The 13,729-nt window shown below is 57.3% G+C and carries 15 protein-coding genes; 8 read left to right on the top strand and 7 right to left on the bottom strand.

Annotation, left to right across the window (positions count from 1 at the left end; translation table 11 throughout):
- The 5 genes from OKC42_RS20400 to OKC42_RS20380 all read right to left on the bottom strand — a co-directional run bounded on the left by OKC42_RS20400 (position 1) and on the right by OKC42_RS20380 (position 4,729).
- Complete coding sequence (locus OKC42_RS20400; protein ID WP_005338644.1) at positions 1-633, bottom strand: NADH:ubiquinone reductase (Na(+)-transporting) subunit D; 633 nt, start codon at positions 631-633, stop codon at positions 1-3.
- On the bottom strand, positions 626-1,414 hold the full coding sequence (locus OKC42_RS20395) for a Na(+)-translocating NADH-quinone reductase subunit C (RefSeq protein ID WP_005349682.1): 789 nt from the start codon (positions 1,412-1,414) through the stop codon (positions 626-628). Before OKC42_RS20395 ends, OKC42_RS20400 begins: the two co-directional genes overlap by 8 nt.
- Positions 1,404-2,633, bottom strand: coding sequence for an NADH:ubiquinone reductase (Na(+)-transporting) subunit B (locus OKC42_RS20390; protein WP_005338642.1), 1,230 nt, complete (start codon positions 2,631-2,633; stop codon positions 1,404-1,406). Before OKC42_RS20390 ends, OKC42_RS20395 begins: the two co-directional genes overlap by 11 nt.
- Before the next feature lie 3 nt (positions 2,634-2,636).
- On the bottom strand, positions 2,637-3,980 hold the full coding sequence (locus tag OKC42_RS20385) for a Na(+)-translocating NADH-quinone reductase subunit A (RefSeq protein ID WP_005349684.1): 1,344 nt from the start codon (positions 3,978-3,980) through the stop codon (positions 2,637-2,639).
- 434 nt (positions 3,981-4,414) lie between these two features.
- Positions 4,415-4,729: a BolA family protein gene (locus OKC42_RS20380; RefSeq protein WP_270820776.1), complete on the bottom strand. Its 315-nt coding sequence runs from the start codon at positions 4,727-4,729 to the stop codon at positions 4,415-4,417.
- A 204-nt stretch (positions 4,730-4,933) separates the two neighbouring features.
- On the opposite strand from OKC42_RS20380, the gene OKC42_RS20375 reads away from it, so the two are divergent.
- From OKC42_RS20375 to OKC42_RS20355, 5 genes are all read left to right on the top strand, one after another.
- Complete coding sequence (locus tag OKC42_RS20375; RefSeq protein ID WP_270820775.1) at positions 4,934-6,067, top strand: methyltransferase; 1,134 nt, start codon at positions 4,934-4,936, stop codon at positions 6,065-6,067.
- A gap of 17 nt (positions 6,068-6,084) precedes the next feature.
- The gene (locus tag OKC42_RS20370; protein ID WP_005349692.1) at positions 6,085-6,669 is read left to right on the top strand and encodes a YajG family lipoprotein; all 585 of its coding nucleotides are present in this window, start codon (positions 6,085-6,087) and stop codon (positions 6,667-6,669) included.
- Between the two features lie 2 nt (positions 6,670-6,671).
- A complete protein-coding gene (locus OKC42_RS20365; protein ID WP_151286756.1) occupies positions 6,672-7,247 on the top strand; it encodes a peptidylprolyl isomerase in 576 nt (191 codons plus the stop codon).
- Positions 7,248-7,420: 173 nt separating this feature from the next.
- Complete coding sequence (locus OKC42_RS20360) at positions 7,421-8,800, top strand: AmpG family muropeptide MFS transporter (protein WP_151286741.1); 1,380 nt, start codon at positions 7,421-7,423, stop codon at positions 8,798-8,800.
- A gap of 156 nt (positions 8,801-8,956) precedes the next feature.
- Positions 8,957-9,799, top strand: a complete 843-nt coding sequence (locus OKC42_RS20355; RefSeq protein WP_069554294.1) for a nucleoside-specific channel-forming Tsx family protein — start codon at positions 8,957-8,959, stop codon at positions 9,797-9,799.
- Positions 9,800-9,907: 108 nt separating this feature from the next.
- Here the strand turns inward: OKC42_RS20355 and OKC42_RS20350 are convergent, their stop codons facing one another.
- Entirely contained in the window at positions 9,908-10,390 is a 483-nt protein-coding gene (locus OKC42_RS20350) for a YajQ family cyclic di-GMP-binding protein (RefSeq protein WP_005338634.1), read from the bottom strand.
- 200 nt (positions 10,391-10,590) lie between these two features.
- On the opposite strand from OKC42_RS20350, the gene OKC42_RS20345 reads away from it, so the two are divergent.
- Both OKC42_RS20345 and OKC42_RS20340 read left to right on the top strand, forming a co-directional pair.
- A complete protein-coding gene (locus OKC42_RS20345; RefSeq protein WP_139405772.1) occupies positions 10,591-11,544 on the top strand; it encodes a ketopantoate reductase family protein in 954 nt (317 codons plus the stop codon).
- Positions 11,545-11,581: 37 nt separating this feature from the next.
- Positions 11,582-12,142, top strand: a complete 561-nt coding sequence (locus OKC42_RS20340) for a DJ-1 family glyoxalase III (protein WP_139405774.1) — start codon at positions 11,582-11,584, stop codon at positions 12,140-12,142.
- Positions 12,143-12,253: 111 nt separating this feature from the next.
- Here the strand turns inward: OKC42_RS20340 and OKC42_RS20335 are convergent, their stop codons facing one another.
- Positions 12,254-12,460: a hypothetical protein gene (locus OKC42_RS20335; RefSeq protein ID WP_106842353.1), complete on the bottom strand. Its 207-nt coding sequence runs from the start codon at positions 12,458-12,460 to the stop codon at positions 12,254-12,256.
- A gap of 131 nt (positions 12,461-12,591) precedes the next feature.
- Here OKC42_RS20335 and dinB point away from each other — a divergent pair, with 131 nt between their 5' ends.
- Positions 12,592-13,647 (top strand): DNA polymerase IV, encoded by a 1,056-nt coding sequence (gene dinB / locus OKC42_RS20330; protein ID WP_080559470.1) that lies wholly within the window; start codon positions 12,592-12,594, stop codon positions 13,645-13,647.
- Positions 13,648-13,729 lie beyond the last annotated feature (82 nt).

The following is a 13,729-nucleotide window of genomic DNA, read 5'->3' as shown; positions in this document are numbered from 1 at the left end:
TTAATCCTTCGCCTCCACCTGCTTGGGATCCTTGGTGCGTACGCCCCAAATGATCAGACCAATGATGAAGAATGCACTTGGCGGCAGCAGCAGCAGGCCGTTGGGCACATACCAGCCACCGTTGTTCACCAGCGGCAGCAGCTCGATGCCGAACCAGGTGCCGGAGCCCAGCAGTTCACGCACGGTCGCGACACTCAGCAGAATGGCACCATAGCCCAGACCGTTGCCGATACCATCCAGGAAGGAGGGCAGCGGGGCACTCTTCATGGCGTACGCTTCAGCGCGGCCCATTACGATACAGTTGGTGATGATCAGACCCACGAAGACCGACAGTTGCTTGGAGATGTCATAGGCATACGCCTTGAGCACCTGGTCAACCACGATAACCAGTGAGGCGATGATCGCCATCTGCACGATGATCCGGACGCTGTTCGGGATCTGGTTGCGGATCAGGGAGATGAACAGGTTTGAGAAGGCGGTGACCGCCATGACCGCGAGGGTCATTACAAACGCAGTTTTCATCTGGCTGGTAACCGCCAGTGCAGAACAGACGCCCAGCACCTGCAAGGCGATGGGGTTGTTACCCAGCACAGGCGTCAACAGCAACTTCTTCATTTCGCTCTTGTCAGCCATTGTTGATTTCTCCTGCACGAACCTTGGCCAGGAAAGGACCGAAGCCCTTGGGACCCATCCAGAAGTCGAAGGTATGCTGTACGCCGTTACCGGTCAGAGTGGCACCGGAGAGACCATCGATCTCGTGCTCGGAGCCCGCCGGAGCATGGCCCTTGATGACGCGCAGCGCCGGCATGCCATTCTGGTCGAACAGTTTCTTGTCCTTGAACAGCGCCTGCCAGGCCGGGTTTTCGATCTCGCCACCCAGACCCGGTGTTTCACCGTGGTCATAGTAGGTGATGCCCTTGATGGTCTGGCCATCAGCGGCAACGGCGACGAAGGCATACATGGTCGACCACAGACCCTGACCGTAGATGGGCAGGATGATGCTGTCGATCTTGCCTTCGGCATCCTTGGCGAAGAATACCGGGATCTGCTTGGAGATCTGACGCAGGCTGGCCTTGTCGTCAGCGGCGGCAAGACGGATGCTGCGGGCCGGATCTTTGGCTGCCAGCTTGGTGTCGAAGTTGTCGGCATCGCCGTCAACAAAGTCACCGGTTGCCAGATCCACCAGACGCGCTTCGATCTTCTCGCCGTACAGTTTGGCCAGGTCGCGTTTGGCCACTTCGCTCACATCCACACCGGCTACGGCGAGAATGTTGCTCTGCTTGTCCAGCGCCTTGTTTTCCTGCTGGGTAGAACGCAGGCCCACGGCGGCAACGGATACCACGATGGAACAGGCCAGACAGAGGCCGGTGACCACGCTGACGGTGCCGAGGGTTGAATCTTTATTAAACGCCACGAGCAATCCTCCGCTTGATGTTTGCCTGAGCGACGAAGTGGTCAAACAGGGGAGCAAACAGGTTCGCAAACAGAATGGCCAGCATCATGCCTTCCGGGAACGCAGGGTTGACCACGCGAACCAGCACGACCATTACGCCGATCAGGGCGCCATACCACCACTTGCCTTTGTTGGTAAAGGCTGCGGAGACAGGGTCGGTCGCCATGAAGGCCATACCGAAGGCGAAGCCACCCAGTACCAGATGCCAGTGCCACGGCATGTTGAACATGGGGTTGGTATCGGAACCGATGACGTTGAACAGCAGGGAGGTGGCGATCATACCGATCATCACGCCGGCGATGATGCGCCAGGAGGCGATGCGCATGTAGACGATCATGGCGGCACCCAGCAGGATCATCAGGGTAGAGACTTCACCGATGGAACCCGGCAGGTTACCCAGGAAAGCGTCCATCCAGCTGATAGCCTGGCCGGTTGCACCGTTGATCAGCGCCATTTGGCCGCCTTGGGCCCACTGGCTCAGGGCAGTCGCGCCGGAGAAGCCGTCAACGGCAACCCACACGGCGTCACCGGAGATCTGGCCCGGGTAGGCGAAGAACAGGAACGCACGACCAGCCAGCGCCGGGTTCAGGAAGTTCTTGCCGGTACCACCGAACACCTCTTTGGCCATCACCACACCGAAGGTGATACCCAGCGCAGCTTGCCACAGGGGCAGCTCGGGCGGCACGATCAGGGCAAACAGAATGGAGGTCACGAAGAAGCCTTCGTTGATCTCGTGTTTGCGCACCATGGCGAACAGCACTTCCCAGAAACCACCGACAAAGAAGACGGTGATGTAGATCGGGAAGAAGTGGGTGGCGCCGATCAGCATCTTGCTGCCGATACCGGCTACAGCCGGATCGAGGGAGGCGCCCAGCATGGTAGCCAGGGCATATTGCCAGCTGCTGGCACCAGCAGCCGAGCCCATGTGGGCAATGGCGGCAATCGCCTGGTTACCAACGTTGTACATGCCCCAGAACATGGCCGGGAACACGGCCAGCCACACCATGATCATCATGCGCTTCAGATCGAGCGCATCACGAACGTGGGAGGCGTTGCGGGTAACGCTACCCGGGGTGTAGAACAGGGTGTACGCCGCTTCGAACAGGGCATAGTACTTGGCGTACTTTCCACCCGGTTCGAAGTGGTGTTCCATATTTTCAAGAAGTTGCTTGAAACTCATCGCTTAACCTTCCAGTTCAATCTTGGTCAGGCACTCACGCAAGATCGGGCCGTACTCTGTCTTGCCGGGGCAGACAAAGGTACAGAGCGCCAAATCTTCCTCATCCAGCTCCAGGCAGCCCAGTGCTTGCGCACCGTCGGTATCGCCGGAGACCATGTCCCGCAGCAGCAGGGTTGGCAGGATGTCGAGTGGCATCACCCGCTCATAGTTGCCGATAGGCACCATGGAACGGTCACTACCGTTGGTAGTGGTGGTGAAGTTGATCAGCTTGCCCTTCATCAGATGAGAGAGGGTGGTACGGGTGATAGAGAACTTGTTGGCGCTGGGGTTGATCCAGCCCAGGAACTCTTTCTCGCGACCTTCACCCAGCACGCAAACCTGATTGTGGTAGCGGCCCAGGTAGTCGTGAACACCTTCGGCTTTGGCACCACTCAGGATAGAACCGGAGATGATACGGTTTTCGTCGGCACGCAGCTCATTGTTGGTGAGCTGGCTGATGCAGGCGCCCAGACGGGTACGCAGCAGACGCGGCTTGAGCACGTTCGGGCCAGCCAGCGCGATCACCTTGTCAGTGAAGATCTGACCGGTGGTGAACAGCTTGCCGAATGCGATCACATCCTGATAGTTGATGTGCCACTGCACCTTGGTGCTGCTGACCGGATCCAGGAAGTGGATATGGGTACCCGGCAGACCGGCAGGGTGCGGACCAACGAAGATCTCTTCCTTGACCTGAGCCAGCGGAGAGTGGGGCAGACTGCCTTCGCCTTTACAGACGTAGACGGCGCCATCGGTCAGGCGGGTCAATACGGCCAGACCATCGAGGAAGGCCTGCGGCTGTTCCTTGATAATCAGCTCGGCATCGGCTGCCAGCGGGTTGGTGTCCATTGCAGTCACAAAGATGGCGCGCGGGGCTGACGCTACCGCGGGGACTTTGCTGAACGGACGGGTACGCAAAGCAGTCCACTGACCTGATGCGACCAGGATCTCTTGCACCTTGCTGCGCTCGAGCTTGGCCAGCTCGGCAGAGGCAAAATGCTCAAACGTCACCTGTTCATCGGAACCGTCGAGGTCGATGACCACAGACTGGAGAACACGTTTGGCACCACGGTTGATCTCTGAAACCACACCGGTGGCAGGAGCTGTGAATTTAACGCCCGGATTCTTCTTGTCTTCAAAAAGATCCTGACCTTTGATGACGCGATCACCTACTTTGACGAACATAGTAGGTCGCATCCCCACAAACTCCTCGCCCAGTGTCGCAACACGGGTGATGGCGGGGCCATCGTAGATTACTTGCTCTGGCGCACCCAGCACGGGGATGTCCAGTCCTCTTTTGATTGTAATCATACTTACTTGCACTACCGTTACGGGAGAGGTTGGTTAGCGCCGAGAAATACATCACGACGGGTGGTTGAATGAGTCGATGTTGTGGTTGCGCCAGGTGGGCAGGCTCAACAATTATTCAACATGCAGGCTCACTCAAAAGCGCTTGAGTTTACCACTTAAGGTGCATTTTCTGCCATGCCAAATGGGCAAAATCCCCGTGCCATCACAAAATTAACCTGCAATGAATAAGCCCCTGACACCTTGTAAGTAGTGGTTTTAAAGGTTTTTTTATTTCGATACCTCGATGGGGGTATTTGCCTTTGTCTCTACTATCAGCAAAAAGCCTTGATGCCGAAATATACCCCCTTGGATGTAGCCTTTTCGGGGCCAATGGGGGAAATATGTTTAATTTTTGTTGGCAGGTTCTCGAGGGGAATCCAGTGGTACAACCGGTTTCAGGAGAGTGACGGTTTGCCAACGCAGCTCGGGGTGCGCGGGGCGCGGCCTTTTTCCTGCCACTCGCTCTCTGTGTAGGTATGCAGTGCCAGTGCATGAACGGCACCGGCCAGCTCGTCGGCCAGCACCGAATTGACCTGACGATGGCGTGCCAGCAGCCGCTGCCCTGCAAATTGCTCGCTGACGATCACAACCTTGAAGTGGCTCTCAGATCCTGGTTCCACACGGTGCATGTGGCTCTCGTTGATCACCTCCAGCACGGAGGGGGAGAGGGCGGCGGTCAGCTTGGCTTCAATCAGTTGTTGGATAGTCATCGGATCGGCTTCCAGAGTGAATGTCGGGCCATTCTATCGGCAGTCGCGGGATGGAATAAGCCCCCGTAAGAGGGAAATCACCCGTCAGTTGCTCCCTTGATGCGCATCGAACTGGTGAAATTCCTGCTCCTCGCTAGAATAGCGCCACTTTGCGTCGCCCCTGGCGCCTGTATACACGAATAAAGCCGAGGTTGGACTCTTCCTATGCAAACCCTTCTCGACACTCCCCATTGCCAGCTCACGCTCTACCGCTATCCGCGCCAGAGTCAGGAGACCCTGCAAGCCTGGGATGCGGCTGACGAATACCTGATCAACACCCAGGTGGAGTCTCCCCTCGAGCAGGCGGGCCCCGTCATCATCATGAATGACGGTTTTGGCGCGCTGGCCGCCTATCTGCATCCACACTCCCCCTGCTGCGTCACCGACTCCTACATCAGTGAGCGGGCGACCCTGGCCAATCTGGCCGAAAACGGGCTGGATGCAGGCGGGATCCGCTTGCAGGATGCGCTGGCGCCGCTGCCCGATGCCCCTGCGCTGGTGGTGATCAAGGTCTCCAAATATCAGGCACTGCTGGAGCAGCAACTGCTTGCGCTGCGGGAGGTGGTGACACCGGCAACCCGCGTTATCGCTGCCGGCAAGGCGAAGGATATTCATACCTCCACCCTCAAGTTGTTCGAGAAGTATTTGGGGCCTACCCGTACCTCGCTGGCCTGGAAGAAGGCGCGCCTCATTCACTGCGAGCCGCAGGCAGAACGTCCCGCGCTTGCCAACCCCTTCCCGACGGTCTGGCCGCTGGAGGGGAGTGGCATGCTCATCCACAACCATGCCAACGTCTTCTCGCGCACCAGTCTCGATATCGGTGCCCGCTTTATGCTGGACAACCTGCCCATCCACAGTGCCCGCAAGGTGATCGATCTGGGCTGTGGCAACGGGGTGCTGGGTCTGTCGCTGCTCGCCAAAGACAGCGAGGTGGAGGTGACCTTTATCGATGAATCCTATATGGCAGTCGCCTCGGCACAGCTCAACGTCGAGCACAATCTGCCCGATGCACTGCCGCGCGCCCGCTTTATGGTCAATAACTGTCTCGACGGGGTGGCGGTCGGCTCGGCGGAGCGGATCCTCTGCAACCCTCCTTTCCATCAGTTACAGGCGATCACCGATCATATCGCCTGGCAGATGTTCAGCGATGCGCACCGGGTGTTGCCTCAGGGGGGTGAACTCTGGATAGTAGGCAACCGTCATCTGGACTATCACAACAAACTCAAGCGCTTGTTTGCCAACGCACAAGTCGTTGCGTCGAACAGCAAATTCGTTATTTTGAAAGCCATCAAACGCTAAAGCCAAAGGAAACCATGATGAAAAAGTCACTCTTGCTGCTGGCCGCCCTGATGCTGGGCGGGTGTGCAACTCATTGGCCGGAGACAGCGCTGCTCAATCCGCAGGTGATACCCGCCAACCAGCAATACTACTCTGGCAATCGCATCACCATGGAAGGGGTAGACAAGCGTGAGGCTGCCTACGTCTTCTCCATCAAACATAAAGAGAAAGCCCCCGTGCTGGTCAACAGCGAGCGTCCGCTCAACCTGCTGATGGCCGAGCGGCTGGCCGAAGGTCTGCGCAGCCAGGGTCTGGAAGTGGGCAACAGTGGCACCACCAACCTGACGCTGGTGATCTCCAACGCCGCAGTCAATGTGGAAGAGAAGACCTTTACCTATGTCACCAAGTCCCGCGTCAGCCTGCAGGTGATCGCCGATTTCCAGGGCAACCGTCTGACCAAGCAGTTCAACATGTCCTCCAGCAAGGAGAGCCCGAGCGAGCCAAGCATGGCCGATCTGGAGTCTACACTGAACCTGCAACTGGGTAGCGTGCTGCAGCAGATCATGGCCGATGATGCGCTGCGCGGTTACCTGAAAGGTCAACCGAATGGTGCAGGGGTTTGATGATGAAAAAACTCTGGTTGCTGGCCATGCTTATCGCCCCGCTGGCGTTCGCAGGCCCGAAAGTCAGAATGGAGACCAACCACGGCAATATCGTGGTGGAGCTGGCGTCCAAGCAGGCGCCCCAGACGGTGAAGAACTTCCTGCGCTACGTGGCGGATGGCAGCTATGACGGCAGCATCTTCCACCGGGTGATCCAGGATTTCGTGGTGCAGGGGGGGGGCTACAACCAGCAGTTCCAGCAGCTGCCGACCTATGAACCGGTAGTCAACGAATCCCGTGGCGGCCTGCCCAACAAGCGCGGCACCATCGCCATGGCCCGTACCCAGGCGGTCGATAGCGCCACTCGCCAGTTCTATTTCAATCTGGTCGACAACAACAACCTCAACGCCGATGGCGGTGCCGGTTACACGGTATTTGGTCAGGTGGTGCAAGGGATGGAAGTGCTCGACAAACTGGCTCAGGTACAGACCGGTTACAGCCCCATTTTGCGCGCCAACGATGTGCCGACCAGTCCCATCATTCTGAAGAAGGTGGTCTTGCTGGCAGAAACTCCGGCAGACAAGAAAGCGGGCAAGTAACTCTCGCCGGACGCGGTTCGTCACCTCGCCCTCGTCAGGTCACAATACAAGGCTCATCCCGTTCAGGATGGGCCTTTTCTCTATCCGGACTTCTTTTGCCTATCTCTTTGCTCGCCTTGGCTATCTGCAATCAACCTGCCAAAATGACGCACTTTTCCAAAGTCGTCAGGTAGTTGAACATGATCCGCAAACCAAGCTGGAGAGAGTCCCTCGCCGTTTATCTCGAATTTCGGGTGTTTATTCTCTTTGCCATGGGGTTTTCATCGGGTCTGCCGTTGCTACTGGTGTTCGGTACTCTCTCATTCTGGTTGCGTGAGGCCGATGTCAGCCTGACCGATATCGGCTATATGAGCTGGGTGGCGCTTGCCTATGGCTTTAAATGGCTGTGGTCGCCGCTGGTGGATCGCATGCCGCTGCCGTTGCTCTCCACGCTGCTGGGGCGTCGCCGCAGCTGGATGTTCTTCTCCCAGCTGCTGATTGCCTCCGCGCTGGTCGGCATGGCGTTCTGCGATCCCAAGACCGAGCTGGCCCAGCTGGCGATGTTTGCCCTGCTGGTGGCCTTTGCCTCGGCCACGCAGGATATCGTTATCGATGCCTATCGCATCGAATCTGCCCCCGAGCGGCTGCAGGCAGCGATGGCTGCCTCCTACATGACCGGTTACCGGCTGGCGATGATCATGGCGGGCGCCGGTGCGCTGGCGCTGGCAGCCTGGTTTGGCAGCAACAGCGGCTATGACTATCGTGGCTGGCAGATTACCTATCTGGTGATGGCGGGTCTGATGTCACTCGGGGTTATCACCACGCTGTTTTGCCACGAGCCGGATATCGATCTGGCCGAGCAGGGTAAACAACAGGCCGAACGCAAGGCGCAGCTCCTGGAAAAAGGGTGGCCTACTCTGCTGGCGAGTGCGGTGGCCTGGGGCTATGAGGCCGTCTGGTGTCCGTTTGCCGACTTCTTTCGTCGCTATGGCAGCTCGGCGCTGCTGATCCTGGCTCTGATCGCCTGCTATCGGGTTGCCGATGTGGTGATGGGGGTGATGTCCAACAGCTTCTATGTGGATATGCAGTTCAGCAAAACTGAGGTTGCCACCATTACCAAGGTGTTTGGCGTCATCATGACGTTAGTGGGTGCGGCGCTGGGGGGCGTGCTGGTGATGCGCTTCGGCACGCTGCGCATCCTGTTCTTGGGGGCGCTGCTCACCGCCAGCACCAACCTGCTGTTTGCTCTGCTCAATCAGGTTGGTCACAATCTGGAACTGCTGACGCTGATCATCTCGCTGGATAACCTCAGTGCCGGTATTGCTACCGCGGCCTTCGTGACCTATCTCTCCAGCCTGACCAATGTGGCATTTTCGGCCACTCAGTACGCCCTGTTCAGCTCGGTAATGTTGCTGCTACCCAAGTTGCTGGCCGGTTTTTCCGGACAGGTTGTGGAGCAGATTGGCTACAGTGCCTTCTTTGTCGGAACCAGTTTACTGGGCTTGCCCGTGTTGTTGTTGATTGTGCTTGTCGCCAGAAAAGGGAGTGAGTTGCTCTCAACGGCTGACAAATAGCAAGCGTTTGCGTAGAATCGGGGGTGATTAGATTCACACTTCCGGATAAAGTTCCCGAGAAGTTGTTTCACCCCCAATTTTATTTGATTAGAATCCCTCTCGCTCCTTGTGGGCAGGCTACGGAAAACCTCAACTAACGCACAAGAGACCAATAAAATGGCCAAATTTACCAAGACTCTGATCGCTGCCGGTCTGCTGGCTGCTGCCGCTACCCCGGCCTTCGCTGCTGACTACAGCGGTGATATCCACAAGAATGACTACAAGTGGATGCAGTTCAACGTAATGCACACCATCGACCAGCGCCCTTTCACCACCGGTGAAGAGGACTACAACGATACCTATTTTGAAATGGAATTCGGTGGTCGCTCCGGTCTGTTTGATCTGTATGGCTATGTCGACGTATTCGATATTTTCGACTCCCGCCACAGCAACAAACACCATGGTCAGAACCTGTTCATGAAGTTTGCGCCGCGCATGTCTCTGGATGCTCTGACTGGTAAAGATCTCTCCTTTGGTCCTGTGCAAGAGCTCTACATTGCCAACCTGAACAACGTTGGCGACAAGCAGATGGAAAATCAGATTGGTCTGGGCGCCGATGTGATGGTTCCTTGGTTTGGCAAGGTAGGCATGAACCTGTATGCCCGTCATTCCACTGAGAACCAGTTCTTTACTGAAGAAGAAGGCGACTGGAACGGTTATCAGTTCTCCATGAACTGGTTCAAGCCCTTCTACACCTTCGGCAATGGCAGCTTTGTCTCCTACCAAGGCTATCTGGATTATCAGTTCGGTCTGGATACCCATGACCGTGCTGACCGTACCAGCGACAACCTGGCTACTTTCCACGGTATCTACTGGCACTCCGATCGTTATGCCGTTGGTTACGGTCTGAAGTACTTTATGGATGCTTATGGTACCAAAGATGGTTCCACTGCATACGATGGTACTCCTTGGAAGAGCACCGGCTTCAGCCACTACTTCTCTGTTACCTACAAGTTCTAATAAAACTTGGGGTACAAAAAACCGGAGCATCTGCTCCGGTTTTTTTTATGGCCGCGATTTAGATAGCGTGGCGCGAGTCATCAAGTGCGCCACGGCTGAGTGGATAAATCAGTCGCGGAAGTTCTGGAACTGCATCGGTTGACCCAGTTCGGCGCCACGGACCAGTGCCATGGTCTCTTGCAGATCGTCACGCTTCTTGCCGGTGACACGTACTTCATCACCCTGGATGGCGACCTGTACCTTGATTTTGGAGTCCTTGATCAGCTTGACCAGCTTCTTGGCGATCTCTTTCTCGATCCCCTGCTTGAATTTGACGGTCAGGTGGAAACGCTTGCCGGAGTGAACCGAGTCACCCACTTCCATGGAGCTGTTTTCGATGTTGCGCTTGAGCAGGGCGCCGCGCAGGATTTCGACCATCTGCTTGAGCTGGAAATCGGCATCGGCTTCCAGTTTTACCTCTTCCTTGTTCAACTCGAAGCTGGCTTCTACCCCACGAAAATCGAAACGGGTGGCCAGTTCACGATTGGCGTTGTCGACAGCGTTCAACACCTCGTTCATTTTGACTTCAGAGACAATATCGAATGACGGCATAGCCGGAGCTCCTCATGTTGCGTTATCGGGGGGCAAATCTACCAGAAAACGGGCAAATTTGCTGATTTTGATGGGGTTGCTCTGCTAGAATCCCCTGCGCACAGGACGGGTGGACCCGTTAGTGTCCACCAGCGACATCTTCACTTATCCCCGGTAACAGGTTGAGAGGATTGCAACCCTTACCCTGACAGAGTCACACCATGCCAAGCGGATTAAAAAATTCCCGACAGCCCGTTATTCCACCCGTTACTCCGAAGTGGTCACTGTTGGGTTGTGGCGCCCTCGGCGGCGTTTTTGCCTCCCTGCTGACCCAGAGTGGTCAATCCACCCGTGTCTTGTTGCGCGAACATCATAAGTCCACGCTCCATCCGGGGATCGATTTCACCTCGCTGGAGGGGCATGTCCAGCTGCTCAATATCGAACGCGGATTTGTCAGCAACCCCGGCAAGATCCAGCGTCTGCTGGTGATGACCAAGGCCAGTCAGGTGATTGCCGCACTGACGCCGCTGGTGGGTAAGCTCGATGCCGGCGTGCCGATCGTGCTGCTGCACAACGGGATGGGCATTGCCGAGCAGGTGGTCGAGATGTTCCCGCACAATCCGGTGATTGCCGGTGTCACCAGCCATGGCGCCATGCAGTGCGGCCATTTTGTCTTCCGTCATACTGGCAAGGGTGAAACCTGGCTTGGCCCGATCAACGATGCCGCCAAGGCCCATGCCGCGCTCGCGGACGAGCTGGCGCTGGCACTGGGGCAGGCTGGTTGGGATGAGCAGGTATTGACGCGCCAGTGGCAAAAGCTGGCCATCAACTGTGCCATCAATCCCCTGACGGCCCTCTACAAGCTGAAAAATGGCGAGCTGGCTGGCCCCCGTTTTGCCGATGCCCTGCAGCAGATCTGCGTGGAGGTGGCGGATGTGATGTGCGCCGAAGGAGTTGCGACCACGGCAGAGGAGTTGCAGCGTCGGGTGATGACAGTGGTGGAGCTGACTGCTGACAATTACTCCTCCATGCATCAGGATATGGAGCTTGGACGCGAGACCGAGATTGAGGCCATCACCGGCTTCCTGCTGGCCAAAGCTGCCCGGCATGGTATTGCCGTACCGGTCAATCAGGGTCTCTATCAGGCGATCAAAGAGAAGAGTCAGGCCGCCTGAGCCCTTACATGACAGAGCAAGCAGCAAGGAGGCGAACGTGAGTGTACTGGTGCTGGTGGCCCCCGGGTCGGAAGAGATCGAGACGGTTGCGATTGTCGATACCCTAGTGCGCGCCAGCATCGAGGTGGTGCAGGCCTCTTGCTGCCCTGCCGGGTCTCGGCAGGTGAAGGCATCGCGTGGGGTACAGCTGGTGGCTGATTGTCATATCGACGAGCTGACCCGTCGGGACTTTGAAGCCATCGTGGTACCCGGTGGTCTGCCCGGCAGCGAAGTGATCCGCGATACCCCGCTGGCCATCGATCTGCTCAAAGAGCAGGCCGCTCTTGGCCGCTGGCGCGCTGCCATCTGCGCCGCCCCTGTGGTGGTGTTGCAACATCACGCGCTGCTGGATGGTGCCATCGTCACCTGTCATCCCGGCTTTCAGTCCCGACTGCCGACATCGCAGCTGTCACATGAGCGGGTCGTCAGGGATGAGGCTCATCGCCTTATCACCAGTCAGGGGCCGGGCAGTGCCATCGAGTTTGCGCTTGAACTAGTCCGGGTGCTGCGTGGGGATGAGGTGGCGGCCACTGTCGCTGGCCCTATGGTGCTGCCTTGAGCGCACTCTGCTGCAGAATCCAGCTGGTCATGCTTTGAAAAATGGGCCCCGGTTATCTTGATCGGGGCCCGTTTGTTATCTGCCGTTGTCGGTCACGCCATCTTGTCCGGCTCAGTAGTCGTACTGTTTGCACTTCTTCTTGCGAAACTCTTCACGCCAGCGTGACAACTCTTGTTCTGTGCCGAGCTTGTCCCCTTTCTTGATGGCCTGTTCCAGTATCTCAATCCGGTCGTAGAGCCAGCGGCACTCTGCCGTCGGGTTGTTCTTGCCGATGCCGGTCAACGGCAGCAAACAGAGTCCCAACCAAAGATATTTCATCCCGAACGCTCCTTGTCATTGTGGTAGTAAAGGTCTCCTTGGAGTCTACTATTTTAGCCGCAACGAGAGAGATAGAGCTGCGGTTATCCTTGGGGTAAGATGATGCCATGTCTGTTTATTTATACAGTGTTATGCGCAAGATCATCCATATCGACATGGACTGTTTTTTTGCCGCGGTGGAGATGCGAGATAACCCCGCATTGCGGGAGGTGCCGCTCGCCATCGGTGGGTCCTCCGAGCGGCGCGGTGTCATCTCGACCTGCAACTATGTGGCGCGCCGGTTCGGGGTGCGCTCCGCCATGCCGAGCGCGCTGGCGAAAAAACTCTGCCCGCCGCTGGTACTTATCCCGGGGCGAATGGCGGTGTACAAGGATATCTCCCGTCAGCTCAGGGCCATTTTCCTGCGCTATACCGATCAGGTTGAACCACTGTCGCTGGACGAGGCTTACCTCGACGTGACCCACAGTCGCTGTTGTGGCGGTAGCGCCACCCTGATGGCGCAAGAGATCCGGCAAGCCATCGTCACCGAACTGGGGTTGACCGCCTCGGCCGGAGTGGCCCCCAACAAGTTTCTCGCCAAGCTCGCCTCGGAGCAGCGCAAACCCGATGGTCTGTTTGTCATTCGTCCCGACGAAGTGGCCGAATTTGTCTGCCAGTTGCCCCTCGGCAAACTGCCCGGGGTGGGGCGCAAGACTGCCGAGCGGCTGGAGGCTCAGGGGCTTTACACCTGTGAGGATGCGCGGGCCTTGTCGGCACAAGAGCTGTGCAGCCGTTTTGGCAAGCTGGGGGAGATGTTGACGACCCGGATCTGGGGGCTGGATGAACAGCCGGTGCAGGCGCACCGGATCCGCAAAACCATCGGGGTGGAGACCACTTTGGCGAGCGATGTTTGTGACGAAGCCGCCTGCCTGACGGTATTGCAGCAACTGCTGCCGGAGCTTGAGCGGCGATTTCAGCTGGCGTGCCCTGCCGAGCAGGTGATGGGGCAGGGGATTAAACTCAAGTTTGCCGACTTCCACCAGACCACCGTCTATCGCAGTCAGGGTGGCTATCAGCCAGCCTTGTTCGTTCCCCTGCTCAAAGAGGGGCTACAGCGGGCGCAAGGGCGTTCGGTTCGCCTGCTGGGCTTGGTGGTGGGTTTGCCAAAAGAGGGTGAAGTTAATCAACTCTCGCTGGATTTGCTGTGAGAGAGTTAGGGAAGGTGCGAACAAGTCCCTGATATGAGATCATGTTTGTCATCTGGAGCCATGGAACAGGGTTCATCATGAG

The organism is Aeromonas sp. Y311-2, assembly GCF_027706025.1.
In the GTDB taxonomy this organism is placed as follows: domain Bacteria; phylum Pseudomonadota; class Gammaproteobacteria; order Enterobacterales; family Aeromonadaceae; genus Aeromonas; species Aeromonas veronii.
The sequence above is the reverse complement of the archived record's forward strand: the minus strand, read 5'-3'. Positions and strand labels throughout refer to the sequence as shown.

Bases quoted from the DNA above. Each gene is read 5' to 3' on its own strand.
- OKC42_RS20400 (WP_005338644.1), bottom strand. From the start codon at position 633: ATGGCTGACAAGAGCGAAATGAAGAAGTTGCTGTTGACGCCTGTGCTG.
- OKC42_RS20390 (WP_005338642.1), bottom strand. From the start codon at position 2,633: ATGAGTTTCAAGCAACTTCTTGAAAATATGGAACACCACTTCGAACCG.
- OKC42_RS20385 (WP_005349684.1), bottom strand. From the start codon at position 3,980: ATGATTACAATCAAAAGAGGACTGGACATCCCCGTGCTGGGTGCGCCA.
- OKC42_RS20380 (WP_270820776.1), bottom strand. From the start codon at position 4,729: ATGACTATCCAACAACTGATTGAAGCCAAGCTGACCGCCGCCCTCTCC.
- OKC42_RS20375 (WP_270820775.1), top strand. From the start codon at position 4,934: ATGCAAACCCTTCTCGACACTCCCCATTGCCAGCTCACGCTCTACCGC.
- OKC42_RS20370 (WP_005349692.1), top strand. From the start codon at position 6,085: ATGAAAAAGTCACTCTTGCTGCTGGCCGCCCTGATGCTGGGCGGGTGT.
- OKC42_RS20365 (WP_151286756.1), top strand. From the start codon at position 6,672: ATGAAAAAACTCTGGTTGCTGGCCATGCTTATCGCCCCGCTGGCGTTC.
- OKC42_RS20355 (WP_069554294.1), top strand. From the start codon at position 8,957: ATGGCCAAATTTACCAAGACTCTGATCGCTGCCGGTCTGCTGGCTGCT.
- OKC42_RS20350 (WP_005338634.1), bottom strand. From the start codon at position 10,390: ATGCCGTCATTCGATATTGTCTCTGAAGTCAAAATGAACGAGGTGTTG.
- OKC42_RS20345 (WP_139405772.1), top strand. From the start codon at position 10,591: ATGCCAAGCGGATTAAAAAATTCCCGACAGCCCGTTATTCCACCCGTT.
- OKC42_RS20335 (WP_106842353.1), bottom strand. From the start codon at position 12,460: ATGAAATATCTTTGGTTGGGACTCTGTTTGCTGCCGTTGACCGGCATC.
- dinB (WP_080559470.1), top strand. From the start codon at position 12,592: ATGCGCAAGATCATCCATATCGACATGGACTGTTTTTTTGCCGCGGTG.